Origin of the sequence: Burkholderia sp. Bmkn7, from assembly GCF_041103175.1 — a bacterium.
Taxonomy (GTDB): Bacteria; Pseudomonadota; Gammaproteobacteria; order Burkholderiales; family Burkholderiaceae; genus Burkholderia; species Burkholderia cepacia.
This window is the reverse complement of sequence record NZ_JBGCUH010000003.1, coordinates 2137781-2163809: the sequence shown is the minus strand read 5'-3', so window position 1 is coordinate 2163809 and position 26029 is coordinate 2137781. Positions and strand designations below refer to the sequence as shown.

The following is a 26029-nucleotide window of genomic DNA, read 5'->3' as shown; positions in this document are numbered from 1 at the left end:
CCATGGATACGATCGCCACGCGCCTGAAGGCGCTGAAAACCCTCGCGCATGCGGCGCCGCATGTTCCGGCCGAGAACTGGCCCGACACGCCGCAAGCGCAATTCGAACGCTGGCTCGACGAGGCCGTTGTCGCAGGCGCCGTCGAACCGCAGGTGATGACGCTGTCGACGGTCCGCCCGGACGGGCGGCCCGACGCTCGCTCCGTCGTACTGCTTAACGTCGACGCACGCGGCTGGCATTTCGCGGCGAGCACGCGCAGCCCCAAGGGGCGCCAGATCGAAAACCGGCCGTTCGCCGCGCTGACGTTCTATTGGCCGGCGATCGCGAGCCAGGTCCGCCTGAGCGGCCCGGTCGAGCGGCTGCCGGCCGCCGAAGGCCGCGCCGATTTCGCGGGCCGCCCGGAGCGGTCGCGCGCGAGCATCCTGGCCGGCCGGCAAAGCGAACGGCTCGACGATCCCGCCGACCTGACGCGCGCGATCGACGCGCAGCTCGCGCGGCTGGCCGCCGACCCCGCACTCGTGTCGGAGGACTGGCACCTGTACACGCTCGCGCCGGACGAAGCCGAATTCTGGCGTGCCGACAGCGCACGCCGCTTCGCGCGGCAGGCGTACCGTCGCGACGGTCAGCGCTGGGAACGGTGTGCGCTATGGCCTTGAAGTCCGCCGCCCCCCCGTCGCGACCGGACGGCACCCGGCACGACGGCATGAACGACCGGATGCACGACCGGATGCACGAAGACACGCGCCTCATGCACGCGGGCCGCGACAGCGCGACCTGGCACGGCTTCGTCAATCCGCCCGTCTACCATGCGTCGACCGTGCTCAGTCCGACGGTGTCCGATCTGCTGAACCGCACGCAGCCGTATATCTACGGCCGCCGCGGCACGCCGACGACCGACGCGCTCGAGCGCGCGGTGACGAGCCTCGAAGGCGGTGCCGGTGCGGTGCTGTGTCCGTCGGGCTTGTCCGCGTGCACGCTGGCGCTGCTGTCGTGCCTGAAGCCCGGCGATCACCTGCTGATGACCGCATCGGTCTACGGCCCGGTACGCCATGCGTGCGAAGGCGTGCTTGCGCGGCTCGGCGTCGAGACGACCTGGTACGACGGCAGCACCCCCGTCGCCGCCGCATTCCGTGCGAATACGCGCGCGCTGTATGTCGAAGTGCCGGGCTCCTATACGTTCGACATGCACGATATCCCGACGCTCGTCCGGCTCGCGCACGCACACGGCGCACTGGTCGTCGCGGACAACAGCTGGGCCACGCCGCTCTTCTTCCAACCGCATGCGTTCGGCATCGACCTGTCGATCCAGGCCGGCACCAAGTACCTGGTCGGGCATTCCGATGCGATGCTCGGCACCGTGTCGGCCACCGAACGCGCGTGGCCCGCATTGAAGCAAGTGCATGGCGATCTCGGGCTGTGCGCAGGCCCCGACGACGTCTATCTCGCGCTGCGCGGGTTGCGCACGCTCGGCGTGCGGCTGCGGCAGCACCAGCGCAACGCGCTGGCGATCGCGAGCTGGCTCGCGACGCGCCCCGAAGTGCAGCGCGTGCTGTATCCGGCCCTCCCCGGCGACGACGGACATGCGCTGTGGCGCCGCGATTTTCGCGGCGCATCGGGGCTGTTCTCGGTCGTGCTGCAGCCGGCGCCGCCGCACGCGGTCGAAGCGTTTCTCGACCACCTCGCGCTGTTCGGGCTCGGTTATTCGTGGGGCGGCTACGAGAGCCTCGCGCTGCCGTTCGAACTGGACGCGCACGGCCTTGCCGCGCGCTGGCCGGCCGGCAGTCGCGGCGTGCGCGTGCATGTCGGGCTCGAGGACCCGGACGACCTGATCGCCGATCTCGCGGCCGGTCTCGATCGTTATGCGGCGTGCGCGCGGCAGGCCGCCGCCTGCGAGGATGCCGCGCGATGCTGACCGTCTGGGGCCGCCGCACGTCGTTCAACGTGCAGAAGGTGTTGTGGCTCATCGGCGAGCTGGGCGTGCCGTACCAGCACATCGCGGCAGGCGGTGAACACGGTTCGCTGCAGACGCCCGCGTTCGCGGCGCTGAATCCGACCTGCCGGATTCCGGTGATCGACTGGGATGGCGACGTCGTGTGGGAGTCGCACACGATCCTGCGCTATCTCGCCGCGCGGGTGCCGAACAATCCGTTCTGGTGCCGCGACGCGTTCGCCCGTTCGCGCGCCGAGCGCTGGATGGACTGGTCGCAGACCGCGCTCGAACCGGACGTGATGACCGGGCTGTTCTGGGCGCTCGTGCGAACGCCGCCGGAGCGGCGCGACGATGCGCTCGTGCGCGACAAGGCCGCGCGCAGCGCGACGCATTTCCAGCTGCTCGACCGGCTGCTGTCGACCCAGCCCTTCCTGGGCGGTGCGACGCCGGGCCTGGCCGACATTCCGGCCGGCGCGACGCTGTTCCGCTATTTCTCGCTCGACGTCGAGCGGCCGCCGTTGCCGCACGTCGAGGCCTGGTACGCCCGCCTGTGCCGACGCCCCGCCTATCGCGAACAGGTCATGGTGTCGTTCGACGCGTTGCGCGGCCAGCCGGGCTGACGCTCCGCGTGACGGCTCACACGGCCTCGCGGTCTCACGAACTCACGACCCTCTCGACACGACATGACGCACTCCGCCCTTCGTCCGATCCTGATCGTCCTGCACCGCGAACAGTCGAGCCCCGGCCGGATCGGCCGGCTGCTTGCCGCCCGTGGCCATCCGCTCGACATTCGCCGCCCGCCGCTCGGCGATCCGCTGCCGGCGACGCTGGCCGACCATGCGGGCGCGGTGGTGTTCGGCGGCCCGATGAGCGCCAACGACGGCGATCGCTGGATTCAGGATGAAATCGACTGGATCGGCGTGCCGCTGCGCGAGGCGGCGCCCTTTCTCGGTGTCTGCCTGGGGGCGCAGATGATGATCCGCCACCTGGGCGGCCGCGTGGTCGCCCATCGTGACGGGCGCGCGGAAATCGGCTATTGGCCGATCGCCGCGACGCCCGCCGGCCGGCGCCTCGGGTCGTGGCCGTCGCACGTCTACCAGTGGCATCGCGAGGGCTTCGAACGCGTCGCCGGGCTCGAGATCCTCGCGACCGGCGAGCACTTCGAGAACCAGGCCGTGCGCTACGGGCCGCGCGCATACGGCGTGCAGTTTCATCCGGAAGTGAGCTATCCGATGATGCGGCGCTGGAGTACGGCCGCCGCGCACAAGCTGTCGGCGCCCGGTGCGCAGGATCTCGCGACGCAGGCACGCGAAGGCCGGCGGCACGACCGCGCGACGGCCGCGTGGCTCAGCGCGTTTCTCGACCGCTGGCTCGACGACGCGCCCGCATCAGGTCGGCACGGTCACGTCGGAGATGCTGATCAGCCCCCACTCGACCGCGCGCAGCACGGCTTCGTGCCGACGTGACACGTTGAACTTGCGGCGGATGTTCATGAAGTGGAAATTGATGCACGACTCGGTCACGTTCAGGATGTGGCCGATTTCCCACGACGTCTTGCCGGCCGCGTGCCAGCGCAGGCATTCGACTTCCCGCCGGCTGAGCCGCGGCACGCTGTCGGGCGGTGCATGGCAGCGCGTGCCGGCGATCGCTTCGCACGCGACGTCGCGCAGCAGCGTCAGCGCCGCGAGATGGCGGTCGCAGTGCTCGCGCGTCGCGGCGAGCTCGTCGGTGCTCGCACACAACAGCATGCCGACCTCCCCCTTCGCGCCGCGCACCGGCAGCACGACGCCGCTGCGCATGCCGTACGCGGCCGCCGCTTCGTAACACGGGCGCTGCTCCGGCAGCGCGAACAATGCGTCGTCCCAGACGAGCGGCAGTGCCGAACGGAAGCAATGCCGCAGCATCGGGTCGACGCGGTCGAACTGGCGCTGCCGGTACAGCGCCGTCCAGCCGGGCACGCCGCTGCTCCATTTGCGCGCGAGATCGAACGACGCGCCGCTGAACGGCAACACGATCAGCACGACCTTGTCGAACCCCATTCCGGCGGCCGCGTCGGTCATTCTCTGCCATGACGCGTCCGTGTCGCCGGGTACCAACCATTTCAGACAATCCAGTCCATTCATACAAGCCACCCCGTTCGTTTAGTTGGAATCTGCAGCCAGGCGGACTTGCGCAACCGGTTCGAGACGTTGCGCGTGAACGGGCCGCGCTAGACCGCCTCGGCCAGACGTCGCCGGCCTGCCTGCCTCGCGTCGTCGAGCGACGCCGTCACGTCGAACGGAATGCCGAACGCCTTTTCGATGCCGGATGCGTTCGCGATGGCCGCCTCACGCTCGGCCGGGTCCGGTTCGATCGTGATGAGCGCACGGCAGACCGCGGCGAGCGCGGCGCGGTTCTGCTTGAGCCACATGCCGCGTTCCTTGCGGTCGTCGTGCGCTTCATCCGGGCGGGCCGGCGGAAAGATCATGACAAACGGCTCGCCGTGCCGCATCAGCGCGTGCATGTCGTCGAGCCAGCGCTGTGCGTAGCCGGCGGATGCGATCGCATCGTTGCGCACGACGACGAACGGAAATTCCGCGACGTCGAACACGGCGAGCGTCGCCAGGTCGGGGGGCATGGCACCAGCGTGGTCGGTGGGCATCGGGTCAACCTCCATCGAATTGAACAGCATGGGTCGGAACGGGCCGCGCGGCGCCCGCTTCATCGTTTCGCGGCGGCACCGGGGCCGAACGGCGGACGGGCGAGCCAGACCACCGCGATCACCGCGAGATACACGCAGCCGAGCGCGAACGAAACGTCGTTGAACGAGATCTGGTACGCCTGCGCATCGACCAGGTTGCCCAGCAGCGTCGCCGCGCGCTGCGGATCGCCGCCGCCGAGCCGCGCGACTTCGGCGCGCACGGCCGGGTCGAACGCGCTTACGTGCTCGCTGAGCTGCGCGTGGTGCAGGATCGCCCGCCGGTCCCACAGGAACGACGTGATCGACACCGCGAAGCTCGCGCCGAGCGTGCGCAGGAACGTCGACAGGCCGGAGCCGGCGGCGATCTCGTCCGGCTTCAGGTCGGACAGCAGGATGCTGTTGATCGGCATGATGAACAGTGCGAGGCCGAGGCCCTGCAGCAGCTGGATCAGCGCGATGTGCGTGAAGTCGATGTCGGGCACGAAACCCGCGCGCAGGAACGACGACGTGCCGAGGATCGCGAACGCGCAGCACACGAGCACGCGCATGTTGAAGCGCGGCGCGTACTTGCCCATGAACGGCGTCATCAGCACCGGGATCACGCCCATCGGCGCGACGGCGAGCCCGGCCCAGAACGCGGTGTAGCCGAGCGTGCGCTGCAGCCACTGCGGCACGATCACGTTGACTGCGAAGAACGCCGAATACGCGAGCACGAGCGTCAGCGTGCCGGCCGCGAAGTTGCGATGCGCGAAGAGCCGCAGGTTCACGATCGGGTTCGGCTCGTTGAGCTCCCAGATCAGGAACAGCGCGATGCCGAACGCGGCAACCACCGACATCACGACGATGAACGTCGAGTTGAACCAGTCGGCTTCGTTGCCCTTGTCGAGCACGATCTGCAGCGCGCCGACGCCGACGATCAGCGCGGCGAGGCCCACATAGTCGACGCGCGCGGCAACGGTCGTCTCGACGCGTGCGCGCATCTGCGCGAACACGCACATCGCGGCGAACACGCCGATCGGCAGGTTGATCAGGAACGCCCAGCGCCACGAGTAATGCTCGGTGACCCAGCCGCCGAACACGGGCCCCGCGATCGGCGCGACGACCGTGACCATCGCGATCATCGACAGCGCGAAACCGCGCCGCTGCGGCGGGTAGATCGACAGCATCAGCGCCTGCGTGGTCGGGATCATCGGCCCGGCCACCAGGCCCTGCAGCGCGCGGAACGCAACGAGCTGCGGCAGGTTTTGCGCGAGGCCGCACAGGAGCGACGCGAACGTGAACGCGAGCGTCGCCCACACGAACAGCCGCACCTGCCCGACGCGCTTGACGAGAAACCCGGTCAGCGGCAGCGCGATCGCATTGCTGACCGAGAACGTCGTGACGACCCACGCGCTCTGCGTCGTGCTCACGCCGAAGTTGCCGGCGATCGTCGGCAGCGACACGTTGGCGACGGTGCCGTCCAGCACCTGCATGAAAACCGCGAGCGCGAGGCCGAAGGTCGTGAGTCCGACGCTCGACGGTCGAAAGCCGCTGTCGGCGGCCGCCATCGGGCCGCTCATCGCACCGTCTCCGCGCGCGCTGCCGACGGCAGGTTCGCATGGATGACGTCGGCGATCAGGCTGTCGGCGCGTGCCAGCTCGTCGCGGTACACGTCGGTGCGGAAGACCGGCGCGCGCTGCTCGCGACGCGACAGCATCGCGCCGCTGCGGTCGTGCTGGTCGACGCGTGCGTGCATCGACAGGCCGATGCGCAGCGGATGCGCGTCGAGCTGGGCCGGCTCCGTCAGCTCGATGCGCACCGGCAGCCGTTGCACGATCTTGATCCAGTTGCCGGTCGCGTTCTGCGCCGGCAGCAGCGAAAACGCGCTGCCGGTGCCGACGCCGAGGCTTTGCACGCGGCCGGTATAACGCACCGCGTCGCCGTACAGGTCGGCGGTCAGTTCGACCGGCTGCCCGATGCGCATGTGTTCGAGCTGCTTCTCGGTGAAGTTCGCATCGACCCACAGCTCGCGCAGCGGCACCACCGCCAGCAGCGGCACGCCGGGCGACACGCGCTGCCCGACCTGCACCGTGCGCTTCGCGACATAACCGGTGACGGGCGTGACGACGTCGGTGCGTGCATGCGCGAGGTACGCGGCGCGCAGCCGTTCGGCCGCGGCCTGCACGTCGGGGTGCGACGCGACCGCGGTGTCGTCGATCAGCGCCTTGCTCGTCTGGTGCTGCTCGCTCAACGTGGCGAGCGCGCTTTGCGCGGCCGCGTACGCGCTTTGCGCGGAGGTCAGCGTGTCGCGTGCATGCGCGAGTTCCTCGCGTGAAATCGCGCCGGAGCGGCCGAGATCCTCACGGCGGCTGTAGTCGGCCTTCGCCTTGTCGAGCGCGGTGCGTCGCGAGTCGAGTTCGGCGCGTGCGCCGTCGATGCTGTTCGCCAGCCCGCGTTCGTTGCTGTACAGGCCGCGCACCTTGCGCACCGTTGCCGCGAGATCGGCCTGCGCGGTGGCGAGCGCGATCTGCGCGTCGCTCGGGTCGAGGCGTACGAGCGGCGTGCCGGCGCGGACGAGGTTGCCGTCGTCCGCGTCGATCGACACGACGGTGCCAGTCACCTGCGGCGTCAGCTCGACGACGTTGCCTTGCGCGTATGCGTTGTCGGTGGATTCGTACCAGCGTCCGACGATCACGTACCAGATGCCCCAGCCGAGGATGCCCAGCGCGAACACGGCGACGAGCGCGCGCACCAGATGCTTGCGCCGTGCCGGCGGTGCGGGCGGCGTCGCGGGTGCGGCACCGCCGGATGCCGGTGGCGTGCGCGCGTCCGGCCCGCCCGGCGCGCGGGGTGCGCCGGTGTGGTCGGCCGCCGGCTGCTGGCGGGCGCTGGCGGAATCGGCGGCGGCCGGCCGCGCGGGAGTCTGCAGGGAGTTGTCGCTGCTCATGGTTCGATATCAAGGACGTTGGGAAGGAGTGGCGGCGAGCGCGACGTCGTCCGGCTCGGCGCGAAAGCCGCCGCCGAGCGCGGCGACGAGCTGCAGCGACTGGTCCGCGCGCTGCGCGCGCAACGCGGCGACCTCGCGGCTCGCGACCAGCAGTTGCTGGCGCACGACGAGCGCGTCGAGGTAGCTGCCGACGCCGGCCCGGTAGCGCGCGTCCGCGAGTCGCCACGCATCGGTGGCCGAGTCGAACGCACGCTGCTGCGCATCGGTCTGCACGGCGAGCGAATCCAGCCGGTGCAGATCGTCGGCCACCTCGCCGATCGCCCCGATCAGCGTCTTGTTGTAACCGGCGACCGCGAGGTCGTATTGCGCGTCACGCCTGCGCAGCACGCCGCGCCGCTCGCCGCCGTCGAAGATCGGCAGGCTCACGGCCGGGCTGGCGTTGTAGGTGCGCGATGCCGCCTGGAACAGCGATGCGCCCCCGCGCGTCGCGAGCCCGATCAGCGCGGTGAGACTGACGTTGGGCAGGAAATCCGCACGGGCGGCCGCGACGTTGCGGCTGGCCGCCTCGACCCGCCAGCGCGCGGCGACGAGGTCGGCGCGCCGGCCGAGCAGCGCGGCCGGGAGGTCGGCCGGCACCGCGAGCGCGGCGGTCGGCAGCGGCGCGGGCCGCACGAGCGCAAGGCCGCGGTCGGGGCCGGCGCCGAGCAGGATCGCGAGCGCGATGCGCGCACTGTCGATCGCCTGGGCCGTGCGTGCCTGCTCGCGCGTCGCGGCCGCGACTTCGCTTTCCGCCTGGCGCTGTTGCGCGACGTTGTCGATGCCCTTGGTGACACGCTGGCGCGTGAGCGTGAGCGCTTCGTCGGCGCGCGCGTATTCGGCCCGCGCGACGTCCTGCTGATCGAACGCATACGCGAGATTCACGTAGGCGCGCGCAACGTTGACCGACAGCAGCACGCGTGCGGCCTGCGCATCGATCTGCGCGGCGCGCGCTTCGCCGAGCGCGGCTTCCCACGCGGCACGACGGCCGCCCCACAGATCGAGATCCCAGCTCAGGCCGAGATTGACCTCGCGTGTGTGGCTGAAGAAGCCGCCGCCCTCGCCCGACGAAAACTGGGTACCGGACAGCCGCTCGGCCTTTGCGCTCGCGCGGCCGTCGAGATGCGGCAGCCGCGCGGCCCGCGCTTCGATCACCAGCGCCTGCGCTTCGCGTGCGCGCGCATCGGCGGTCGCGAGATCGGGGTTGCCGGCGAGCGCCTCGTCGATCAGCGCGCTCAGTTGCGCGTCGTTCAGCGCGCGCCACCAGTCGGCGGCCGGCCAGTCGGCGGCGGGCACATGCGCGAGGCTGCGCGATGCGGCGAGCGTATCGGCGCCGCGCAGCGTGCCTGCGGGTGCGAGCCCGTCGCGGCTCGCGCACGCGCCGAGCACGACGAGCGCGGCGGCGGCGGCGATTCGCGACATGACGCGCAGTGCGCCGGCATCGCGTGCCCAGGGAGCAAGTGCTGCATGCATCGCATTCCTCTGCTTCGTATCGGTTTGAACACGACACGCATTGTTGGACGCCCCAGGGCAAAGCTGATAATGTTGTTTAGACAAAAAATAATGAATTCCGGCCATGCCCATCCGAGACACTTCTCCACCGCGCACCGTGCAGCGCGCCGATTCCGATCCGAGCGAACGCGAGGACGGCCCGTCACTGATCGCCGTCTGGGGGGAAGACGACGGCAGCAACACCTACCGGCTCGGCACCCGCGAGGTCGACTGGCACAGCCATCTGCGCGGGCAGGTGTTCTGCGTGGAAAGCGGTTTCGCGCACGTGCGCACGCCGCACGGTTCATGGCTGTTGCCGCCGCATCGCGCGGGCTGGATTCCGCCCGGCGAGCAGCACAAGGTCAGCATCAGCGGCGCGTTGAGCGGCTGGAGCGTCGTGATCGCACCGGCCGCAAGCCGGAGGATGCCGGGACAGCCATGCGTGATCGCGATCACCGAGCTGATGCGCGCGCTCGTGCGGCGCGCGGTGTCGTGGGCGGACCAGGACAGGCTCGATGTCGAGCAGGCACGCATCAGCGTCGTGCTGCTCGACGAGATGCGCCGCGCGCCGCACGAGCCGCTGCACCTGCCGATGCCGCGCGACCGGCGGCTGCTGCGCATCGCCAACGCGATCCTCGGGCAGCCGCACGACAGCCGCACGCTCGAAGCGTGGGCCGAATGGGCCGGGCTGTCCGCCCGCACGCTGAGCCGGCTGTTCGTCGCCGAAACCGGCACGAGCTTCGCGCAATGGCGCCAGCAGGCGCGCCTCACGCATGCGCTCGAACGTCTCGCGAGCGGCGACAGCGTCGCCAACATCGCCGACGCGCTGGGCTATGCGACGCCGAGCAACTTCATCGCGATGTTCCGCCGCGCGTTCGGCGATTCGCCCGCGCATTACTTCGCGAAGCGCAGGCAGCCGTAGCGCGGTACGGCCCTGCCCCTATCACCCCTGCCAGTACAGCACCCGCATCGACGTCGTTATAGTCGCCGTGCGACCGGCCGGTCGGTCGCTCAATGTGACTTGTGGAGGGTGTCGATGTCGAATGCCGTTGGGTCGGACCACACGCCGATCGTCTCCGAGCAGCAGCTCGCCGATCATCTGGCCGCCGGCTGCAAGCCGGCCGTGCAGTTCCGGATCGGGACCGAGCACGAGAAGTTCGTCGTCGCGCGTGCGACGCACGCAGCCGCGCCTTACGACGGGCCGTCAGGAATCGCCGCGGTGCTCGCGGGGCTGCAAGGCGACGGCGCGCCGATCGTCGATGCCGGGCGGACCGTCGGCGTGATCCAGCGCGACGGCGCCGCGATCTCGCTCGAGCCGGCCGGCCAGCTCGAACTGTCGGGTGCGCCGCTCGAAACGCTGCACGATACGCATGCCGAGCTGCATGCGCACCTCGCCGCGGTGCGCGACGCGTGCGAACCGCTCGGCCTGCGCTGCGCGCCGCTGGGGTTTCACCCTCACCTTGCGCGCGCGGCACTGCCGTGGATGCCGAAGCAGCGTTACGGGATCATGCAGCGCTACATGCCGCGCGTCGGGACGCGCGGGCTCGACATGATGCAGCGCACCTGCACCGTGCAGGTCAACCTCGATTTCGCATCGGAAAGCGACATGGCGCGCAAGATGCGCGTGTCGCTTGCGTTGCAGCCCGTCGCGACCGCGCTGTTCGCGAACTCGCCGTTTGCCGAAGGCAGGCCGACCGGCCTGCTGTCGACGCGCGCGCACACGTGGCTCGACACCGACGAGGATCGCTGCGGGGTACCTGCGCTGTTCCTGTCGCGCAGCTTCGGTTTCGAGCGCTACGTGAGCTGGCTGCTCGACAACGTGCCGATGTATTTCGTGCGGCGCGGCGACCGCTACGCGGACGCAACCGGATGGACGTTCCGCGATTTCATGCGACGCCGCATTCCGCATCTCGAGGGCGAGACGCCGACCCTCGGCGACTTCGCCGACCACCTGACGACGGTCTTCACCGAAGTGCGGCTCAAGCGCTACCTCGAGATGCGCGGCGCCGATGCGGGTTCGCCCGCCACGATGGTCGCGCTGTCGGCATTCTGGACCGGCCTGCTGTACGATCCGACCGCGCTGTCGGAGGCCGAGACGCTGGCCGCCGCGATCGACCGCGGCGCGCTGCTGACCCTGCGGCGCGACGTGCCGCGTTTCGGGCTCGGCGCGTCGGTCGACGGCCGCCCGTTGCGCGCGATCGCGGCCGATGCGCTCGCGATCGCGCATCGCGGCCTGCGCGCGCGGGCGCGCAGGGATGCGGCCGGCCGCGACGAATCCGTGTATCTCGCGCCGCTCGACGAGATCGTCGCCGGTGCGCCGACCCAGGCCGAGCACTGGCTTGCCCGCTATCGCGACGCGTGGGCCGGCGACGCGACGCGGATCTACGACGAAGCCGAAATCTGACCGCGTCGCGCGGGGCCGCTCATGCGCAGCACGCGAGGAGCGGCTCGTGCGCGAACTCGACGTCCGGCGCCGGCGCATGCCCGCGCCGGCGCGCACGAACCGCGTGCGCGAGCGTCTCGAGGAGCTGCGTGGTATCGGCGAACGAGAGGCATGCGTCGGTGATGCTCTGCCCGTAGCGCAGCGGCACGCCGGGCACGAGATCCTGGCGCCCTTCGATCAGGTTCGACTCGACCAGCACGCCGACGATGCGCGTATCGCCGGCCGCGACCTGCGCGGCGACGGCCGTGCCGACACCCAGCTGATTGCGGAACTGGCGGCGGCTGTTGCCGTGGCTGACGTCGATCATCACGCGCGGCGCGCAGTGCGCGGCCGCCATGCGTTCGCATGCGGCATTCACCGCGGCTGCGTCGAAATTCGGCTCGCGCCCGCCGCGCAGCACGACGTGCGTATGCGGATTGCCGGGCGAGGCCGCCGCGCATAGCCGGCCGCCCGTGTCGACCGACAGGAAGCGATGCGCGCGCGCGGCCGCGCACATCGCATCGACGGCCACCTGGACATTGCCGTCGGTGCCGTTCTTGAAACCGATCGGGATCGGCAGCGACGACGCCAGCTCGCGATGCACCTGCGATTCCACGGTGCGGGCGCCGATCGCCCCCCATGCGACCAGGTCGGCGAGGTAGCGCGGCGACAGCGGATCGAGAAACTCGGTCGCCGCCGGCATCTCGGCGCCGTTGATGTCGCACAGCAGCGCGCGGGCCGTATGCAGCCCCGTGTCGATCCGTTCGCTGCCGTCCAGCAGCGGGTCGTTGATGAGCCCCTTCCAGCCGACCGTCGTGCGCGGCTTCTCGAAGTACACGCGCATCACGATTTCCAGCTCGTCCGCGAAGCGCGCGCGTTGCAGCGCGAGCCGTGCCGCATAGTCGCGCGCCGCGGCCGGGTCGTGCACCGAGCACGGGCCGGCGATGACCACGAGACGGTCGTCCGTGCCGTTCAACACGTCGACGATCGCGTGGCGAGCCAGATGAACCGTGCGCGACGCGCGCAACGCGGGCTGCAGCGCGCAGGCCAGATCCGCGGGGGACGGCAGGTGCAGCTCCGCGTCACAGTTCGTCGTCCAGGTATTCGCATGCATGGGGACTGCCCTCCTGTCGATAATTCGGGGGATTTTTTACTACAGCGCGACTGTATTGAATGGTGCTTTCCGTGCGCAACTAACATAGTTGCCAGTTTCTAATTCATAACCTTATGAATGACAGAAATAAGCAAGAGGATAGGAAATTCAGGCATTGGATTTGCCTGATTTCGAGACACGTTCCGGGCCGGGACTGTGATTTTCCATTCTCGATTCTGTAGCATTTTATGGCGTACGGATGCCGATTGTTCAACCTTTCGAAGCGGGCCGCTATTCGTTCTGATAGTGGCGTCGCGATAGGCGTTCAATTAATTTTCAGATTCCTGATAGGCCGATCAGGTTCATATATATAAATCAACCCAGTCATTGCGGAGAATCACCATGTCGAAACGTCATTATGAAACGCCGATTCACGTCAAGTATCGCGATACCGATTCGATGGGCCATGTGAGCAGTCCCGTCTATTACGACTATCTGCAGCACTCCTATCTCTGCTACATGTTCGATCTCCTCGGCCTGCCGCGGAGCGAGAAGCTGCCGCACATCATGGTGAAGACGCAGTGCGAGTACCTCGCACCGGCGCAATTCGGCGACAACCTGACGATCCGGTCGAGCATCGTGCGTTTCGGCAGCAAGAGCTTCGACCTCGAACACCTGATGGAACGCGACGACCAGACCATCGTCGCGCGCGGCATGTCGACGCACGTGATGTTCGATTACGCGAACAACACGACGCAGGCCGTGCCCGACGAGTTCAAGGCGCGCGTGCTCGAATTCCAGGGTTCGCTGTGATGCGCGCGCGCCATTTCGGGAGCGACACGTGAGCGCCGCGGTGGCGCGCGCCCGGCGCCGGATCGGCGCGATCGTCGAGCGCCGCGACGACCGCGCGATCGTCATCGTCCGGCATGCGGCGCAGGCGTTGCTCGAGCCGGCCGCGCTCGAGCGGCATCGTTCGCTCGTCAGCCGTCACGAGGACGAACTCGAGGTGCTGCTGCAGCCGTGCGGTGGCGCGCACGACGGCGTGCGCCTGCTGCTCGGGCGGCTGCGGGATGCCGGCGTGACCGTCGCGCTCGACGCGGCGACGCTCGCTCACGACGCGTCGCTGCTCGAGTTCGCGAGCTGGGTCACGCAGTGCGCGACGCCCGGCGACACGGCGCCGCCGCGCGACGATGCAGCCGTGCCGGGCGGCGGGCTGTTCTGCGGCCTGGTCGTGCGATGGCGCGACTTGCGCAACGGGTGGCGGCGGCCGGAACGTGACGAGGCCCACGAACGCACGCCGCAAACGATCGCGGCGGATGCGGCCGAGCACATCGCGGCCGGCGATCCGGACGGCCAGGTGCTCGGCGCGTTGCTCGACGCCGACGACACAGCCACCGACGCGGCGCTCGACACGTTGTCGGACGCGGTACGCGCGCGGCGGATCTGCGCGGCGACGCGGGCCGGCTGGCCGCTTGCGCGACGGTTATGAGCGCCGTCGCCACGACGGTCGACGTGCGTGCCCTGCCCGACCGCGCGTTCCTAGTCGGCATGATGGGCGCGGGCAAATCGACGCTCGGCCGCGCGCTCGCGGCATCGCTCGGCTGGACGTTCGCCGACAGCGATGACGAGATCGCGCGGCGCACCGGCCGCTCGGTCGCCGAGCTGTTCGACAGGGTCGGCGAAGGCGGCTTTCGGCTGCTCGAAACGCAAATCGTCGACGAACTGACGCAGCGCCCGAACGTCGTCGTGGCGACCGGCGGGGGCGCGGTGCTGAATCCGCGCAGCCGCGCGCGCCTGAGCGAGCGCGGCTGCGTGATCTACCTGCATGCGGACCCCGATGCGCTGTGGCGCCGCACGCGCGATGACACGCGGCGGCCGCTGCTGCAGGTGGCCGACCCGCGGCAAACCCTCGCCGCGCTGTACCGGATGCGCGACCCGCTGTATCGCGAATGCGCACATGCGTTCGTCGACACGACAGCGCAGGACGTCGCGCGCGCGACGGCTGACGTGTTGACGGTGCTGCTGGCGCGGCTCGATGCGCCGGATTGACGGCGCGTGCGACGGACGTTCGCTCCCCTGCCCCCGAAGCGATCGCGGGACGCAGGGGCACGGCGCGAACTTCGAGTACCCGACGCGTTTTCGAAACGACGAGTTTGGATTTTTAATCATGTCGTTGTGATAAGAAAAGTTATCTTGATGATGCGAGCAGGAGAGCAAAGACGCTGAAAAGGCGCTGCTGGAACGTGCGCTGTTTCATGCCGGTTTTGCTCGCCTGAGCTTCGAATTGGCGCGGCACGGCCGGGTGACCGTCACCATGCCGTCGAAACGCGCTGCGTCGTCCGCTTTCAGGAGAGGCTCGGGGATGAATCGCGGCGGCCTGCCTTCACGAACCGGCGCATCGTCTCCGGCGAGGTTCGCGGGTCCCGCAGCACGCGCGGAGTTCGTCGACGACCGCGCGTCGCGCCAACGGGCGTCAATCGCCCTCCGCCGCATTTGTTCCTGCGACGCAAGACTGTTGCGCCATGGTGGGTGTTCGAGATCGTGACCGGCACGCCTACAGTGAGCCCATCGGATTCATCGATCCGTTCGGCACTGAAGCCGGGAAACCCTTCACCTATCGAGGCAAATCATGAGCGCATCCAAGGTCATCATCGTCACCGGCGCATCGCAAGGCATCGGCGCGGAAACGGTCAACGCATTCCGCGCACGCGGCCATCACGTCGTCGCGACGTCACGTTCGATCGGCCCGTCGAACGATCCGGATCTCGTCACCGTCGCGGGCGACATCGGCGATCCGGCCGTCGCCCGGCGCGTGGTCGACGCGGCCATCGAGCACTTCGGCCGCGTCGACACGCTCGTCAACAACGCCGGCGTGTTCATCGCGAAGCCGTTCACGCAGTACACCGCGGACGACTATGCGCAGATCACGAGCGTCAACCTGAGCGGTTTCTTCCATATCACGCAGCATGCGATCGCCGCGATGCAGAAGCACGGCGGCGGACACGTGGTCAGCATCACGACGAGCCTGGTCGATCATGCGAACAGCAACGTGCCGTCGGTGCTCGCCTCGCTGACGAAGGGCGGATTGAATGCGGCGACGAAGTCGCTCGCGATCGAGTATGCGAAGGCCGGCATTCGCGTGAATGCGGTGTCGCCCGGCATCATCAAGTCGCCGATGCATGCGCCCGAAACCCATGCGACGCTCGCGTCGCTGCATCCGGTCGGCCGCATGGGCGAGATGAGCGACATCGTCGACGCGATCCTGTACCTGGACTCGGCACCGTTCGTCACGGGCGAGATCCTGCACGTCGACGGCGGCCAGAGCGCCGGGCATTGAGTCGCGGCGTCGAAACCGCGAGCCGGCACACCTAACGCGATGCGCCGGCCCGTTTGGCGCGTGGCCCGACCGGCTGCCTGGTCGGGGCACGCTCGAGTTGCTCGACCAGAAAGTCGACGAATACGCGCACGCGCGACGACAAAAAACGCGCATGCGGATACAGCAGCACGAAGGGCCGCGACCGGCCGCCGAGGCCGGGCAGCACTTCCACGAGCGTGCCGGCACGCAGGTCCTGCTCGACGATGAAGCGGTAGGTCTGGAACAGGCCCGCGCCGTTGCGCGCGAGCGTCACACCGCCAAGGTAGTCCCCCGACGTTCCGTAGCTGCCGGTCGTCGCGACATCGACTTCCTCCGTCCCGTCGTTGAACAGCCACGGAACCGGCCGCCCGCTGCTCGGCAGTTCGAACTGGATGCATTCGTGCGCATGCAGGTCGTCGATGGCGGCCGGCATGCCCGCGCGCTTCAGGTAGCCGGGCGTCGCGACGACCACGAGTTCGGCGTCCTCCAGCTTGCGCGCGACCAGGTTCGAATCGGCCGGCGCGCGGCCGCGAATCGCGAGATCGTAGCCTTCCTCCGCGAAATCGATGTTGCGGTTGCTCAGGTGGGTTTCGACGCGTACCTCGGGGTACCGCTCGCGGAACGCCGGCAGCAGCGGCAGCACGCGATAGTGCCCGTACGGCGTCGGCATGCTGATCCGCAGCAGGCCGGCGGGCGTCGCCTGCTGGCCGGTCGCTTCGCGCTCCGCGTCGACGAGTTGCGACAGCGCGTCGCGGCATTGCTCGAAGTAGCGGCGGCCGGAATCGGTCAGGCGGATCTGGCGTGTCGTGCGCACGAACAGCCGCACGCCGAGACGCTCCTCGAGCCGCGCCACCGACCGGCTGACCGCGGCCGGCGTGACGCCCGCCGCGTTTGCCGCGAGCGTGAAGCTGCCGAGTTCGGCGGCAAGACAGAACAGCTCGATGCTGCCCAGCAGCAGGTCGTCGAATTGTCGTTGCATGGTTGCTGCCGTCTCCGGCGTAGGGCGCGCGATGGAGCCACGAGTGTGCATGAATCTCGCGCGGCAAACCAGCGGGCATGCGTCGCGCGATTTGTTACACCGTGTCGTGAATCAATTGCTCAGCTGACATTTACCGGTTTCGGTCGCATGACTACAGTGACTCGCAGGCAGCACCGATTGCCCCAACCCTTTTCCTGCAAGGAGCATGACATGACCGTCGAACAGAAGCTGGCCGAGCTCGGCCTCGCGTTACCCGAACCGCCGAACCCGCTCGGCAGCTATACGGCCGTCAGCGAAGCGGGCAACCTGCTGTTCGTGTCGGGACAACTGCCGCTCGTCAACGGCAAGGTCGCCTATTCCGGCCGCGTCGGCGAGCAGTTGAGCGTCGACGACGGCAAGCATGCCGCCCGGCTTGCGGCGCTGAACGTGCTCGCGCAGATCCGCCGGTACCTGGGCGGCTTCGAGCGCCTGCGCAAGATCGCGCGCGTCGAGGGGCACGTGAGTTCGGCCGACGGTTTTTTCGGGCAGCCGGCCGTGATCGACGGCGCGTCCGACCTGTTCGCTGCCGTGCTGGGCGACAAGGCGGGACACGCGCGCTCGGTGTTCTCCCTGCGCCAGTTGCCGGCCGACGCGGCCGTGGCCCTCGTCGTGATCGCCGCGATCGACCCGGCGTAATGCGGGTATCGTCCCGGAGGGCGGCAACCGGCCTTCCCCGCGCTAGACGGCCACCGGCGACGCCGGCACGCCGCCTTTCCGGATCAGCACATCGGGCGTCAGGCCGCTGCACCGTTCGACGCCCAGCATCGCCATGTTCCGGTCCACTTCGTCGCGCAGCAGCCCGATCGCGTGCATGACGCCGGCTTCACCGGCCACGGCCGCCGCGTAATTGAACGGCCGCCCGACGAACACCATGCGCGCGCCCATCGCGACCGCTTTCAGCACGTCCGACCCGCGCCGAAAGCCGCTGTCGATCATCACCGGATAGTCCGCGCCCAGCGCCCGAACCACGTCGGGCAGGATTCGCATCGGCGAGACCGCGCCGTCAAGCTGCCGGCCGCCGTGGTTCGACAGGATGATGCCGTCGGCGCCGGCGTCGCGGGCGATGACGGCATCGTCCACGCTGAGGATGCCCTTGATCACCAGTTCGCCCTTCCATTCCTGCCGGATCCGTTCCAGGTGGCCCCAGTCGAGATGGTCGCGGGCCGAGAAATCCCGCTGCACCGTGGACGACAGGATCGGCGCGCCGCGGGTGGCAAAGGAGTTCTCGAAATGCGGCATGCCGTGCGCGAGCAACGTCCGGGCGAAGGTGCCGGCGAGCCAGCGCGGGCGCACGATGCCGTCCCAGAACAGGCGCGGCCCGGGGCGCAGCGGCGTGGTGAAGCCGGTCCGCACGTTGTTTTCGCGATTGGCGGATACAGGGATGTCGACCGTGATCACGAGTGTCCGGTAGCCGGCACGTGCCACGCGTTCGAGCAGCGCGGCGATGCGGCCTGCGTCGCCGGGCAGGTATGCCTGGAACCAGGTTTCCGGCGCGGCGGCGGCGACCTCCTCCAGTGGAATGAGCGACGAGCCGCTCATGATCGACGCGATGCCCGCGCGCTGTGCGGCCCGCGCCAGCACGATATCGCCGCGATAGGCCGACAGCGCATGGATCCCCATCGGCGCGATGCCGAACGGCGACGCATAGCGTCGTCCGAACAGCTCGACGCCCTGCTCCCGCTGCGACACGTTGCGCAGCACGCGCGTCGCAAACCCGTACTCGTCGAACACGGCACGATTGTCGTCGCGCGTGCGGTTGTCTTCCGCGGCGCCGCTGACGTAGCCGAAGATCGGGCGCGGCAGCGCGCGGCGTGCCGCGGCTTCGAAATCATGGAGGCACAGCATCTTTCGCAGCACGCGCGGCATGTGCGGCGTGCGCGTATCGGCCAGGGGGCGGCTTGTTCCGGAAACGGATGAGGCGGAAGGAGTCATGTCTGAAGCCTGTTTTCGAGTCGATGGCGGAATTTTAGGTACGCGCGGCGTGCTTAAAAAGCGATAATCTTCCAATGAATTTGTTCGATAAAAGCGAAAGACAATGGCGACCCCGACTCTCAAGCAGCTCGACGCGTTCTACTGGGCGGCGACCTGCGCAAACTTCTCGACCGCCGCGCAACGGCTGCACCTGTCGGTGTCGTCGCTGTCCAAGCGCATCAACGAACTGGAACAGGTCGTCGAACGCACGCTGTTCGACCGGAGCGGCCACCGGGCCGTGCTGACCGACGACGGCGAGGCGCTGCTGCCGGCCGTGGTGCGGGTGCTCGAGTCCGTCGCCGCGCTGCAGGAATCGGTTGCCAGGGACGAAGGGTTGAGCGGCCGGCTGCGCTTCGGCGTCGGCGAACTGTCGGCGCTGACGTGGCTGCCGCGCTTCGTGGCGGCGGTCCAGAAGCAGCACCCGAAGCTGGCGCTGGAGCCGTATGTCGACGTGGGCGCGGCACTGGAGGAGAAAGTCGATGCCGGTGAACTGGATTTCGCGGTAATCGCCGGCCGGTCGTCGCGCAGCAGCGTGCTGTCGCAGCCGGTGGCGGAAGCGCGGTTCGCGTGGATGGCGGCCGAGGCGCTGGTCGGCCGCGAGCGCGTGCTGACGCCGGCGCTGCTCGCCAGTCATGCGCTGGTGCTGCTGCCGTCCGGTTCGGGCGTGACACGCATCCTCGACGACTGGCTGCTCGCGTGCGGCGTCAATCATGCGCGCAGGATCGAGTGCAACAACTGGAGTGCCGTGGCCGGCATGCTGGGCGAAGGTGTCGGCATCGGCTTCCTGCCGGTCGACTGGGCACGCGCGCGGCCGGGCGGCCATCTCGTGCAGCTGACGAGCGAGCCGCCGCTGGCGCCGCTTCAATATGCGTTCCAGTGGCGCCGCGGCGACGTGCGCGGGCTGATTCCGTCGATGCTGTCGCTGGTGCGTCAGTACGCGGACTTCTGCTGAACCGTGATTTGCCGCCCGGCGTCGGGCCGGGCGATTTCGATGATGCGTGCCGTCGTCACGCTTCGTCGATGCGCGAGACCTGCCTGGGATCGGGCATCCACAGGTAGCACAGCAGCGACACGAGCACGCACGCGGACACGTAGTAGAAGAACCACGCTTCGTGTCCGATGCTCTTCATCCAAAGCGCGACGTATTCGGCCGTTCCGCCGAACAGCGACACCGTGATCGCATACGGCAACCCGACGCCCAGTGCGCGCACGCCGACCGGGAACAGTTCGGCCTTGGCCACGGCGCTGACCGACGAATACAGGCTGACGATCAGCAGCGCGGCGACGATCAGCGCCAGCGCGGCGCCGGTTGTCTGAACGCCGCGGAGCGCCTGGAAGATCGGCACGGTGCAGAGCGTGCCGAGTACGCCGAACGCGATCAGCAGCGGGCGACGCCCGACGCGATCGGACAGGCTGCCGAAGATCGGCTGCATCGCGACGAATGCCAGCAGGCTGATCACGGAGACCATCGATGCGTCGGCCTTGCTCATCCCCGCGCTGTTGACGAGGAATTTCTGCATGTACGTCGTATAGGCATAAAACGCGACCGTGCCGCCGAGCGTCAGGCCGGCCACGATCAGGCACTCGCGTTTGTGGTGGAACAGGTCGGCGATCGACGCGTGGCGGCGCTTGCTGCGGCGGTGCTGCTCGAACGATGCCGTTTCCTGCATGTTGCTGCGCAGGAAGATCGCGCTGCAGGCCAGCAGCGACCCGAGCAGGAACGGGATGCGCCATCCCCAGCTTTCGAGTTGCGCGGTGGTCAGGAAAAACTGCTGCAGCACGACCAGCACACCCATCGCGAGCAACTGGCCGAGCGACAGGGTCGCGAACAGGAAGCTCGAATAGAAGCCGCGCCGGGACTTGTCGGCCATCTCGCTCAGGTACGTTGCCGAACTCGCGTATTCGCCGCCGAGGCTCAGCCCTTGCAGCAGCCGCGCGAAGACCAGGAGCACCGGCGCGGCAAGGCCGATCGTGTCGTAACCGGGGGTCAGGCCGATGATCAGCGAGCCGACGCACATCGCCAGCACCGAGACGAGCAGCGCGGCCTTGCGTCCGTTGCGATCCGCGTACAGGCCGACGAGCCAGCCGCCGATCGGGCGCATGACGAAACCGACGGCGAAGATGGCCGCCGTGTTCAGCAACTGCACGGTCAGGTTGCCGTTCGGAAAGAACGCCTTCGCGAAATACAGCGAAAACGCGGAATACACGTACCAGTCGTAATACTCGATGAGGTTGCCTACCGATCCGCTGAAGATGGATCGAAGGTTCGCGAGGGTTCCGGTCGGCCGGGAATCCGTGGCCGTTGCAAGAGGGCTGACGCGCGACACGTAATGTCTCCGTTTCGATTGTGCTCGTGATCCGTGCAAGTGCCGGCCGTGGGCGGGCCGCTTGCGATCGGGTGCGGCAAGGTTAGAAGAGACGATGCATTGTAGAAAGCGAAATAATGACAAGGAACCTGTTCGCTTTATGGAAAGTCGGGGCGGCAACTCCCCGCTTCCGTGCCTGTTTCGGCGTCGTTCAGTGTTCCCCGGTTATCAGGGATCGATCGCCGGGAAGGCTTGCCCTGAAAGGCGCTCCGCGTTCCGGATACATTGAAATACAAAATATCGCATACGATTTAATCGAATGCGCTTGACGTGGGTCGGCGACAAGACCAAACTGCGTCGCATGCGATCGAATCGCATCTGAGACAAACCTCAACTGACGGAGCAAATGATGAGCAAGATCGAACACGTGCTGTACACGGGCAAGACGCATACGACTTCCGGCGGCCGCGACGGCGCCGCACGCAGTTCCGACGGCCGCCTCGACATCCAGTTGTCGTCGCCGGGCAGCGCCGGCACCGGCACCAATCCCGAGCAACTGTTCGCGGCGGGCTGGTCGGCCTGCTTCATCGGCGCGATGCAGCTCGCGGCGCGTGCCGCGAAGGTGACGTTGCCGGCCGATCTCGCCGTCGACGCCGAAGTGGATCTCGGCACCGCCGGCAACGCGTACTTCCTTCAGGCCCGGTTGAACGTGAGCGTGCCGGGGCTCGATCGCGACGTCGCCCAGCGCATCGTCGATGCCGCACACCAGACCTGCCCGTATTCGAAGGCGACGCGCGGCAACATCGACGTCGACATCCGCATCGCCTGAACGTGCGTCGGGCGGCCCGGCGCCGCCTGACCGAATGCCCGGTTCTTCTTCTTTTTTTTTCGAGGTGAATGATGAATACCCGATTGATCGCCGCCCTTCTCGTCGCTGTTTCGGCCACCGCCGCCGCACCGGCGTTCTCCAGCGAAGCCGCCGTGACGCGTGCGCAGGTGCGCGCCGAACTTACCCAGCTGCAACACGCCGGCTACCCGCTGAATCGCGCGACCGACGCAACCTATCCGGACGATCTTCAGGCCGCACTCACGCGGATCCAGGCGGCCGATGCGGTCGCCGGCAACGACCGGGCGTCCGGCTACGGCGGCAACGGCGATGCGGCCACGCAATCGGGCCGCCGCCATGCAGTCAGCGTGGCCGACCGCTCGGTGTATTTCGGACATTGAGCGTGCTGCGCCGTCCGTCGAAACGCGAACCCTGAATTCCTTCCATCCCTGTTCTGTCGAGGTAAATGATGAAAACCCAATTGATCGCCGCCCTTCTCGTCGCCGTGTCCGCCTCCGCCGCCGTACCGGCGTTCGCCGATGAAGCCGTCGTGTCCCGCGCGCAGGTGCGTGCCGAGCTCGTCCAGCTGGAACAGGCCGGTTATCGGCCGGGCCGCGCGAACGATCCGCACTATCCGGTCGACCTGCAGGCCGCGCTGACGCGCATTCACGCGAACGACGCCGTGGTGGCCGATGCGGCGACATCCGGTTACGGCAGCGATGCCGTCGCCGCGACGCAGTCGGGCCGCCGGCCCGCGACACGCGTCGCCGAACGTTCGATCTACTTCGGTCATTGAACGAATCCGCGTACGGCGCCGGCTGCCGGCGCACGATGCGCAACCGCTGAATCCAATTATTTGTCGAGGTGAATGATGAAGACCCCACTGATCGCCGCCCTTCTTGTTGCCGTGTCGGCCGCCGTTGCCGCGCCGACGTACGCCGGCGAAAAAACCGTGACGCGTGCGCAGGTGCGTGCGGAACTGGCCGCGCTGCAAACGGCCGGCTACCTGCCGAACCGCCCCAACGACCCGAACTATCCGGACAATCTGCAGGCTGCGCTGCGTCGGGTTCACGACAACGATGCGGTCGCGGTCGGGCCGCAAGCGTCCGGTTACGGCGGCGACGCCGTCGGGGCGACGCAGTCGGGAAACCGCAGCGCGATTCGCATGGCGGAGCGTTCGATCTACTTCGGCCATTGAGCATGCGTCGCCGGAATCGTGACGCCTGTCCGGGCGGCCCGGTACGACGTGCGGGGAGCGGGGGCGCGCGAGCACGGCGCGCCCCTCGTCGGCCTTCGGCGGAAAGCGGCGATGCAGGCTGACGTACATCCGTTATTTGCGTCAGCCCGGGCTTCGATCGCCCGCCGCACCGACGCGGCCCCGCCGGTTCTCGCGACCAGCGGGCATGCAGGAAAAGACAGCAGCGGTGGCATGCCGCACAACACCCCATTCCCGAGCGCGTTCACGATGATGAACGCGCGTCTGCCGATGGCCCGGCGCCGCTCGAATCGAGTGACGGCGTACGGCGCAACCGGACAATACCGACGCCGTGCAGGATCGTTGCTTCCGCAACCACATGCCACTGCGGCGCAGCATCGGGCCATTGACGGCCGATTGCATCGACCCGGCGTTCGAAGCGGTACACGACGGCGGGCGGAAAGCTCATCCACGCAATGCCGATCCGAACGGCGCGAATGCGCATCGCCTCCAGGTAGCGCGCCGGGATCCGGCAGCGCGGCACGCAGGTGAACTGGTCGAACGCGCCATCCTCGGCGAGGTGGCGCGCGAACGCGCAGTGAGCGATCGCGACGGCCTGTTCGGCCGGCATCGCGACGAGCGGCATCCCGTCGCGGTGACGGCCGGTACCGGAGGGCAAGGACTGGCGGCGATCCTGTCGTTCCCGCTCCGGGTGGAGCCGGCACGCCGGCAACGCTGGCCCGGGCTTCGGTAACACGTGCCGCGCATCCCGCACCGTGCCGGTGACACGATCGATGTTGCGCGGCGCCCTGCCCGTCCGGTCCCGGTCTATGCTGTGCAACCGACACCTTCAATCGAGGAGCAGCCGATGTCCGATGCAACGACCGGAAACGCGACAGGCGCAACAGGCGCAACAGACAGTACGCACCCGCTCGACCATGTGGTGTGGAACGCGCTGACCGGCAGGCAGCGCCGCTTTGCGCTCGGCGACGGCCGTGCATGGCGGTTTCCGGCGGCCATCGCGCCGTTTGCCGCGATCGAGGATACCGGCGGGGCATCGTTCGACGCGTTGCGCGCACTGGTCGCCGCACACGGGCCGGCGGCACTCGTCATGCCCGACGAGATCGAATTGCCGGCGGGCTTGTCGGCGATCCGGCGCGCGACCCTGTTGCAAATGGTCTGGCAAGGGACGCCCGCCCCGGCACCTGAAGCGGGCCACGTCACGCTCGCGGAAGCCGACGTGCCGGACATGCTCGCGCTGACCACGGCCGCGCAGCCCGGCCCGTTCGGCCCGCGCACGTTCGAGCTCGGCCGCTACATCGGCATCCGCAACGAAGGCAGGCTGGCCGCGATGGCCGGCGAGCGGATGCAGGTCGACGGGTATACCGAGATCAGCGCCGTGTGCGTGGATGCCGCGTTCCGGCGGCAAGGGCTGGCGGCACGTCTGATCCGGTCGTTGATCGCGGCCATCGATGCGCGCGCGGAAACGCCTTTCCTGCACGTCCTCACGTCCAACCGGGTCGCGATCGAGCGCTATCTCGCACTGGGTTTTGTCGTGCGCCGCGAGATGCACCTGCTGGTGCTGGGCGACGGGCACGCATGACGACGCGGCCGGCACGATGCACGTGCCGGCCGCCGGTAGCCCGTGGGCTTATTCGTCGATCGACTGGATCAGGTTGCCGCGCAGCGTGACGATCGCCTTCTGCATCTTCGCGAATTCGTCCGGCTTCAGCCCGGTGGCCTCGACCAGGTTCATGTCGAGCCCCTTCTCGCGCACGCGGCGCCCGCTCTTCGTCAGGCTGACGAGCACCTGGCGCTCGTCCGACGGATCGCGATGCCGCTCCAGGTAGCCCATTGCCTCGAGCTTCTTCAGGATCGGCGTCAGCGTATTGGATTCGAGGAACAGCTTCTCGCCGAGCTGGCCGACCGTCTGGTGGTCCTGCTCCCACAGCGCAATGATCGTGATGTATTGCGTGTACGTGAGCCCCAGCTCTTCGAGGATCGGCTTGTAGGCCTTGCCGAACGCGAGGTTCGTCGAGTAGATCGCGAAGCACAGGAACTCGGACAGCTTCGGCGCGGCGGCGGATGGTGCTTCGGTCGGTTTCATGAACGTCCTCCAGCGACGCGAACGGCCGCAGATGGACGCATTATATATCGCGTGCGATCTTATCGGAAGCATGATAAATCGGCCTCGATGAACCAACGGGCGCCACGCGCCGTCAATCCGGCGTGCGGCGCTTGCCGGTCTGCACGCGGCTGGCCGACAACAGCGTGCATTGCACCGGATGCGCGATTTCGGTCGCGACCCCGCCTGCCGCAAACAGCAGGATCATCAGCCAGCGTTTCATGCGTCCTCCACGACCGAAAGGCTCGCGCCGTCGGCGACCGTCGCGTCGAGCGCATACGGGTCGATACCGTCGAGGCAGCCGAGATTGACGCGCCAGCAGGCCGGGTCCTTGCGGGTCTGATGGAACGGATAGACGCCGCAATGGCTGCAGAAATAGTGGCGCGCCGTGTGTGTGTTGAAGCGGTAGCACGTCAGCGCGCCCTCGCCTTCGACGATCTTCAGTTCACTCGCGGCGAACATCGGGCTCATCAGTGCGCCGCGCCGGCGGCACAGGCTGCAGTTGCAGCGAACCGCCGGCGTCACGGCGGCCCGGACTTCGAATCTGACGGCCCCGCAATGGCAGGACCCTTTGAGCCAGGTGGCAGACATGGTGCACTCCAGAAGAGGTCATGCCTGCTTTATAGCGGACGCCCGAACCCGCGATGTATCGCGA

General features: G+C 68.3%; 29 protein-coding genes and 1 pseudogene. 17 read left to right on the top strand and 13 right to left on the bottom strand.

Going from position 1 to position 26029, the window contains the following annotated elements:
- Positions 1-2 precede the first annotated feature (2 nt).
- From AB3K92_RS31565 to AB3K92_RS31550, 4 genes are all read left to right on the top strand, one after another.
- Complete coding sequence (locus AB3K92_RS31565) at positions 3-656, top strand: pyridoxal 5'-phosphate synthase (RefSeq protein WP_021160967.1); 654 nt, start codon at positions 3-5, stop codon at positions 654-656.
- The gene (metC, locus tag AB3K92_RS31560; protein WP_369466547.1) at positions 647-1912 is read left to right on the top strand and encodes a cystathionine beta-lyase; all 1266 of its coding nucleotides are present in this window, start codon (positions 647-649) and stop codon (positions 1910-1912) included. Before AB3K92_RS31565 ends, metC begins: the two co-directional genes overlap by 10 nt.
- Complete coding sequence (locus AB3K92_RS31555) at positions 1906-2550, top strand: glutathione S-transferase family protein (protein ID WP_369466546.1); 645 nt, start codon at positions 1906-1908, stop codon at positions 2548-2550. The genes metC and AB3K92_RS31555 overlap by 7 nt, the downstream gene beginning before the upstream one ends.
- 63 nt (positions 2551-2613) lie before the next feature.
- The gene (locus tag AB3K92_RS31550; protein WP_063800523.1) at positions 2614-3396 is read left to right on the top strand and encodes a glutamine amidotransferase; all 783 of its coding nucleotides are present in this window, start codon (positions 2614-2616) and stop codon (positions 3394-3396) included.
- Here AB3K92_RS31550 and AB3K92_RS31545 read toward each other — a convergent pair.
- The 5 genes from AB3K92_RS31545 to AB3K92_RS31525 all read right to left on the bottom strand — a co-directional run bounded on the left by AB3K92_RS31545 (position 3319) and on the right by AB3K92_RS31525 (position 8994).
- Positions 3319-4053 (bottom strand): autoinducer binding domain-containing protein, encoded by a 735-nt coding sequence (locus AB3K92_RS31545; RefSeq protein ID WP_081057231.1) that lies wholly within the window; start codon positions 4051-4053, stop codon positions 3319-3321. The genes AB3K92_RS31550 and AB3K92_RS31545 overlap by 78 nt on opposite strands.
- A gap of 86 nt (positions 4054-4139) precedes the next feature.
- Complete coding sequence (locus AB3K92_RS31540) at positions 4140-4634, bottom strand: hypothetical protein (RefSeq protein ID WP_369466545.1); 495 nt, start codon at positions 4632-4634, stop codon at positions 4140-4142.
- Positions 4631-6169 carry a DHA2 family efflux MFS transporter permease subunit gene (locus AB3K92_RS31535; RefSeq protein ID WP_059700335.1) on the bottom strand — a complete coding sequence of 513 codons (1539 nt, stop codon included), beginning with the start codon at positions 6167-6169 and terminating at the stop codon, positions 4631-4633. Before AB3K92_RS31535 ends, AB3K92_RS31540 begins: the two co-directional genes overlap by 4 nt.
- The gene (locus AB3K92_RS31530; protein ID WP_081061187.1) at positions 6166-7536 is read right to left on the bottom strand and encodes an HlyD family efflux transporter periplasmic adaptor subunit; all 1371 of its coding nucleotides are present in this window, start codon (positions 7534-7536) and stop codon (positions 6166-6168) included. Before AB3K92_RS31530 ends, AB3K92_RS31535 begins: the two co-directional genes overlap by 4 nt.
- A gap of 9 nt (positions 7537-7545) precedes the next feature.
- A complete protein-coding gene (locus AB3K92_RS31525; RefSeq protein ID WP_226129736.1) occupies positions 7546-8994 on the bottom strand; it encodes an efflux transporter outer membrane subunit in 1449 nt (482 codons plus the stop codon).
- Positions 8995-9148: 154 nt separating this feature from the next.
- Here AB3K92_RS31525 and AB3K92_RS31520 point away from each other — a divergent pair, with 154 nt between their 5' ends.
- Entirely contained in the window at positions 9149-9985 is an 837-nt protein-coding gene (locus AB3K92_RS31520; RefSeq protein ID WP_021159581.1) for a helix-turn-helix domain-containing protein, read from the top strand.
- A gap of 114 nt (positions 9986-10099) precedes the next feature.
- Positions 10100-11467: a glutamate--cysteine ligase gene (locus AB3K92_RS31515; RefSeq protein ID WP_369466544.1), complete on the top strand. Its 1368-nt coding sequence runs from the start codon at positions 10100-10102 to the stop codon at positions 11465-11467.
- 19 nt (positions 11468-11486) lie between these two features.
- Here AB3K92_RS31515 and AB3K92_RS31510 read toward each other — a convergent pair whose 3' ends face one another.
- Entirely contained in the window at positions 11487-12599 is a 1113-nt protein-coding gene (locus tag AB3K92_RS31510; protein ID WP_369466543.1) for a 3-deoxy-7-phosphoheptulonate synthase, read from the bottom strand.
- Positions 12600-12980: 381 nt separating this feature from the next.
- Here AB3K92_RS31510 and AB3K92_RS31505 point away from each other — a divergent pair, with 381 nt between their 5' ends.
- The 4 genes from AB3K92_RS31505 (at position 12981) to AB3K92_RS31490 (ending at position 15915) form a co-directional block, all read left to right on the top strand.
- A complete protein-coding gene (locus AB3K92_RS31505) occupies positions 12981-13391 on the top strand; it encodes a thioesterase family protein (protein WP_021159585.1) in 411 nt (136 codons plus the stop codon).
- A gap of 28 nt (positions 13392-13419) precedes the next feature.
- Entirely contained in the window at positions 13420-14067 is a 648-nt protein-coding gene (locus AB3K92_RS31500; RefSeq protein WP_124923918.1) for a hypothetical protein, read from the top strand.
- Entirely contained in the window at positions 14064-14627 is a 564-nt protein-coding gene (locus AB3K92_RS31495; RefSeq protein WP_060306612.1) for a shikimate kinase, read from the top strand. Before AB3K92_RS31500 ends, AB3K92_RS31495 begins: the two co-directional genes overlap by 4 nt.
- 580 nt (positions 14628-15207) lie before the next feature.
- Entirely contained in the window at positions 15208-15915 is a 708-nt protein-coding gene (locus AB3K92_RS31490; RefSeq protein WP_369466542.1) for an SDR family NAD(P)-dependent oxidoreductase, read from the top strand.
- A 31-nt stretch (positions 15916-15946) separates the two neighbouring features.
- On the opposite strand, the gene AB3K92_RS31485 is transcribed toward AB3K92_RS31490, so the two are convergent.
- The gene (locus AB3K92_RS31485) at positions 15947-16912 is read right to left on the bottom strand and encodes a LysR family transcriptional regulator (protein WP_104767932.1); all 966 of its coding nucleotides are present in this window, start codon (positions 16910-16912) and stop codon (positions 15947-15949) included.
- Positions 16913-17122: 210 nt separating this feature from the next.
- On the opposite strand from AB3K92_RS31485, the gene AB3K92_RS31480 reads away from it, so the two are divergent.
- Positions 17123-17587, top strand: coding sequence for a RidA family protein (locus AB3K92_RS31480; RefSeq protein WP_369466541.1), 465 nt, complete (start codon positions 17123-17125; stop codon positions 17585-17587).
- A 42-nt stretch (positions 17588-17629) separates the two neighbouring features.
- Here the strand turns inward: AB3K92_RS31480 and AB3K92_RS31475 are convergent, their stop codons facing one another.
- Positions 17630-18988 carry an alpha-hydroxy acid oxidase gene (locus tag AB3K92_RS31475; protein WP_369466863.1) on the bottom strand — a complete coding sequence of 453 codons (1359 nt, stop codon included), beginning with the start codon at positions 18986-18988 and terminating at the stop codon, positions 17630-17632.
- On the opposite strand from AB3K92_RS31475, the gene AB3K92_RS31470 reads away from it, so the two are divergent.
- Positions 18987-19874, top strand: coding sequence for a LysR family transcriptional regulator (locus AB3K92_RS31470; RefSeq protein WP_060306624.1), 888 nt, complete (start codon positions 18987-18989; stop codon positions 19872-19874). The genes AB3K92_RS31475 and AB3K92_RS31470 overlap by 2 nt on opposite strands.
- A 55-nt stretch (positions 19875-19929) precedes the next feature.
- Here the strand turns inward: AB3K92_RS31470 and AB3K92_RS31465 are convergent, their stop codons facing one another.
- Positions 19930-21249 carry an MFS transporter gene (locus AB3K92_RS31465; RefSeq protein ID WP_059621064.1) on the bottom strand — a complete coding sequence of 440 codons (1320 nt, stop codon included), beginning with the start codon at positions 21247-21249 and terminating at the stop codon, positions 19930-19932.
- 388 nt (positions 21250-21637) lie between these two features.
- Between AB3K92_RS31465 and AB3K92_RS31460 the strand changes: the two genes are divergently transcribed.
- From AB3K92_RS31460 to AB3K92_RS31445, 4 genes are all read left to right on the top strand, one after another.
- On the top strand, positions 21638-22057 hold the full coding sequence (locus tag AB3K92_RS31460) for an organic hydroperoxide resistance protein (protein WP_042975135.1): 420 nt from the start codon (positions 21638-21640) through the stop codon (positions 22055-22057).
- A 71-nt stretch (positions 22058-22128) separates the two neighbouring features.
- Entirely contained in the window at positions 22129-22455 is a 327-nt protein-coding gene (locus AB3K92_RS31455; RefSeq protein ID WP_081077412.1) for a DUF4148 domain-containing protein, read from the top strand.
- 68 nt (positions 22456-22523) lie between these two features.
- A complete protein-coding gene (locus tag AB3K92_RS31450; protein WP_059496174.1) occupies positions 22524-22850 on the top strand; it encodes a DUF4148 domain-containing protein in 327 nt (108 codons plus the stop codon).
- Positions 22851-22922: 72 nt separating this feature from the next.
- Entirely contained in the window at positions 22923-23252 is a 330-nt protein-coding gene (locus tag AB3K92_RS31445; protein ID WP_369466540.1) for a DUF4148 domain-containing protein, read from the top strand.
- Between the two features lie 262 nt (positions 23253-23514).
- On the opposite strand, the pseudogene AB3K92_RS31440 reads toward AB3K92_RS31445, so the two are convergent.
- Positions 23515-23898: pseudogene (locus AB3K92_RS31440) on the bottom strand (phospholipid methyltransferase); the annotation flags it as partial.
- A gap of 219 nt (positions 23899-24117) precedes the next feature.
- On the opposite strand from AB3K92_RS31440, the gene AB3K92_RS31435 reads away from it, so the two are divergent.
- Positions 24118-24852 carry a GNAT family N-acetyltransferase gene (locus tag AB3K92_RS31435; protein ID WP_059488494.1) on the top strand — a complete coding sequence of 245 codons (735 nt, stop codon included), beginning with the start codon at positions 24118-24120 and terminating at the stop codon, positions 24850-24852.
- Positions 24853-24900: 48 nt separating this feature from the next.
- On the opposite strand, the gene AB3K92_RS31430 is transcribed toward AB3K92_RS31435, so the two are convergent.
- The 3 genes from AB3K92_RS31430 to AB3K92_RS31420 form a co-directional block, all read right to left on the bottom strand.
- Complete coding sequence (locus AB3K92_RS31430) at positions 24901-25356, bottom strand: MarR family winged helix-turn-helix transcriptional regulator (protein WP_021159599.1); 456 nt, start codon at positions 25354-25356, stop codon at positions 24901-24903.
- 112 nt (positions 25357-25468) lie between these two features.
- On the bottom strand, positions 25469-25597 hold the full coding sequence (locus tag AB3K92_RS31425; protein ID WP_021159600.1) for a hypothetical protein: 129 nt from the start codon (positions 25595-25597) through the stop codon (positions 25469-25471).
- Complete coding sequence (locus AB3K92_RS31420; RefSeq protein ID WP_048022703.1) at positions 25594-25965, bottom strand: GFA family protein; 372 nt, start codon at positions 25963-25965, stop codon at positions 25594-25596. The genes AB3K92_RS31425 and AB3K92_RS31420 overlap by 4 nt, the downstream gene beginning before the upstream one ends.
- Positions 25966-26029 lie beyond the last annotated feature (64 nt).

What these genes read in the sequence shown, in the direction of transcription:
- AB3K92_RS31460 (WP_042975135.1), top strand. Translation starts at nt 21,638, where the DNA reads ATGAGCAAGATCGAACACGTGCTGTACACGGGCAAGACGCATACGACT.
- AB3K92_RS31495 (WP_060306612.1), top strand. Translation starts at nt 14,064, where the DNA reads ATGAGCGCCGTCGCCACGACGGTCGACGTGCGTGCCCTGCCCGACCGC.
- AB3K92_RS31515 (WP_369466544.1), top strand. Translation starts at nt 10,100, where the DNA reads ATGTCGAATGCCGTTGGGTCGGACCACACGCCGATCGTCTCCGAGCAG.
- AB3K92_RS31510 (WP_369466543.1), bottom strand. Translation starts at nt 12,599, where the DNA reads ATGCATGCGAATACCTGGACGACGAACTGTGACGCGGAGCTGCACCTG.
- AB3K92_RS31520 (WP_021159581.1), top strand. Translation starts at nt 9,149, where the DNA reads ATGCCCATCCGAGACACTTCTCCACCGCGCACCGTGCAGCGCGCCGAT.
- AB3K92_RS31420 (WP_048022703.1), bottom strand. Translation starts at nt 25,965, where the DNA reads ATGTCTGCCACCTGGCTCAAAGGGTCCTGCCATTGCGGGGCCGTCAGA.
- AB3K92_RS31505 (WP_021159585.1), top strand. Translation starts at nt 12,981, where the DNA reads ATGTCGAAACGTCATTATGAAACGCCGATTCACGTCAAGTATCGCGAT.
- AB3K92_RS31455 (WP_081077412.1), top strand. Translation starts at nt 22,129, where the DNA reads ATGAATACCCGATTGATCGCCGCCCTTCTCGTCGCTGTTTCGGCCACC.
- AB3K92_RS31480 (WP_369466541.1), top strand. Translation starts at nt 17,123, where the DNA reads ATGACCGTCGAACAGAAGCTGGCCGAGCTCGGCCTCGCGTTACCCGAA.
- AB3K92_RS31555 (WP_369466546.1), top strand. Translation starts at nt 1,906, where the DNA reads ATGCTGACCGTCTGGGGCCGCCGCACGTCGTTCAACGTGCAGAAGGTG.
- AB3K92_RS31445 (WP_369466540.1), top strand. Translation starts at nt 22,923, where the DNA reads ATGATGAAGACCCCACTGATCGCCGCCCTTCTTGTTGCCGTGTCGGCC.
- AB3K92_RS31450 (WP_059496174.1), top strand. Translation starts at nt 22,524, where the DNA reads ATGAAAACCCAATTGATCGCCGCCCTTCTCGTCGCCGTGTCCGCCTCC.
- AB3K92_RS31435 (WP_059488494.1), top strand. Translation starts at nt 24,118, where the DNA reads ATGTCCGATGCAACGACCGGAAACGCGACAGGCGCAACAGGCGCAACA.
- AB3K92_RS31425 (WP_021159600.1), bottom strand. Translation starts at nt 25,597, where the DNA reads ATGAAACGCTGGCTGATGATCCTGCTGTTTGCGGCAGGCGGGGTCGCG.
- AB3K92_RS31535 (WP_059700335.1), bottom strand. Translation starts at nt 6,169, where the DNA reads ATGAGCGGCCCGATGGCGGCCGCCGACAGCGGCTTTCGACCGTCGAGC.
- AB3K92_RS31530 (WP_081061187.1), bottom strand. Translation starts at nt 7,536, where the DNA reads ATGAGCAGCGACAACTCCCTGCAGACTCCCGCGCGGCCGGCCGCCGCC.
- metC (WP_369466547.1), top strand. Translation starts at nt 647, where the DNA reads ATGGCCTTGAAGTCCGCCGCCCCCCCGTCGCGACCGGACGGCACCCGG.
- AB3K92_RS31540 (WP_369466545.1), bottom strand. Translation starts at nt 4,634, where the DNA reads ATGAAGCGGGCGCCGCGCGGCCCGTTCCGACCCATGCTGTTCAATTCG.
- AB3K92_RS31525 (WP_226129736.1), bottom strand. Translation starts at nt 8,994, where the DNA reads ATGTCGCGAATCGCCGCCGCCGCCGCGCTCGTCGTGCTCGGCGCGTGC.
- AB3K92_RS31545 (WP_081057231.1), bottom strand. Translation starts at nt 4,053, where the DNA reads ATGAATGGACTGGATTGTCTGAAATGGTTGGTACCCGGCGACACGGAC.
- AB3K92_RS31485 (WP_104767932.1), bottom strand. Translation starts at nt 16,912, where the DNA reads ATGCAACGACAATTCGACGACCTGCTGCTGGGCAGCATCGAGCTGTTC.
- AB3K92_RS31430 (WP_021159599.1), bottom strand. Translation starts at nt 25,356, where the DNA reads ATGAAACCGACCGAAGCACCATCCGCCGCCGCGCCGAAGCTGTCCGAG.
- AB3K92_RS31490 (WP_369466542.1), top strand. Translation starts at nt 15,208, where the DNA reads ATGAGCGCATCCAAGGTCATCATCGTCACCGGCGCATCGCAAGGCATC.
- AB3K92_RS31550 (WP_063800523.1), top strand. Translation starts at nt 2,614, where the DNA reads ATGACGCACTCCGCCCTTCGTCCGATCCTGATCGTCCTGCACCGCGAA.
- AB3K92_RS31565 (WP_021160967.1), top strand. Translation starts at nt 3, where the DNA reads ATGGATACGATCGCCACGCGCCTGAAGGCGCTGAAAACCCTCGCGCAT.
- AB3K92_RS31470 (WP_060306624.1), top strand. Translation starts at nt 18,987, where the DNA reads ATGGCGACCCCGACTCTCAAGCAGCTCGACGCGTTCTACTGGGCGGCG.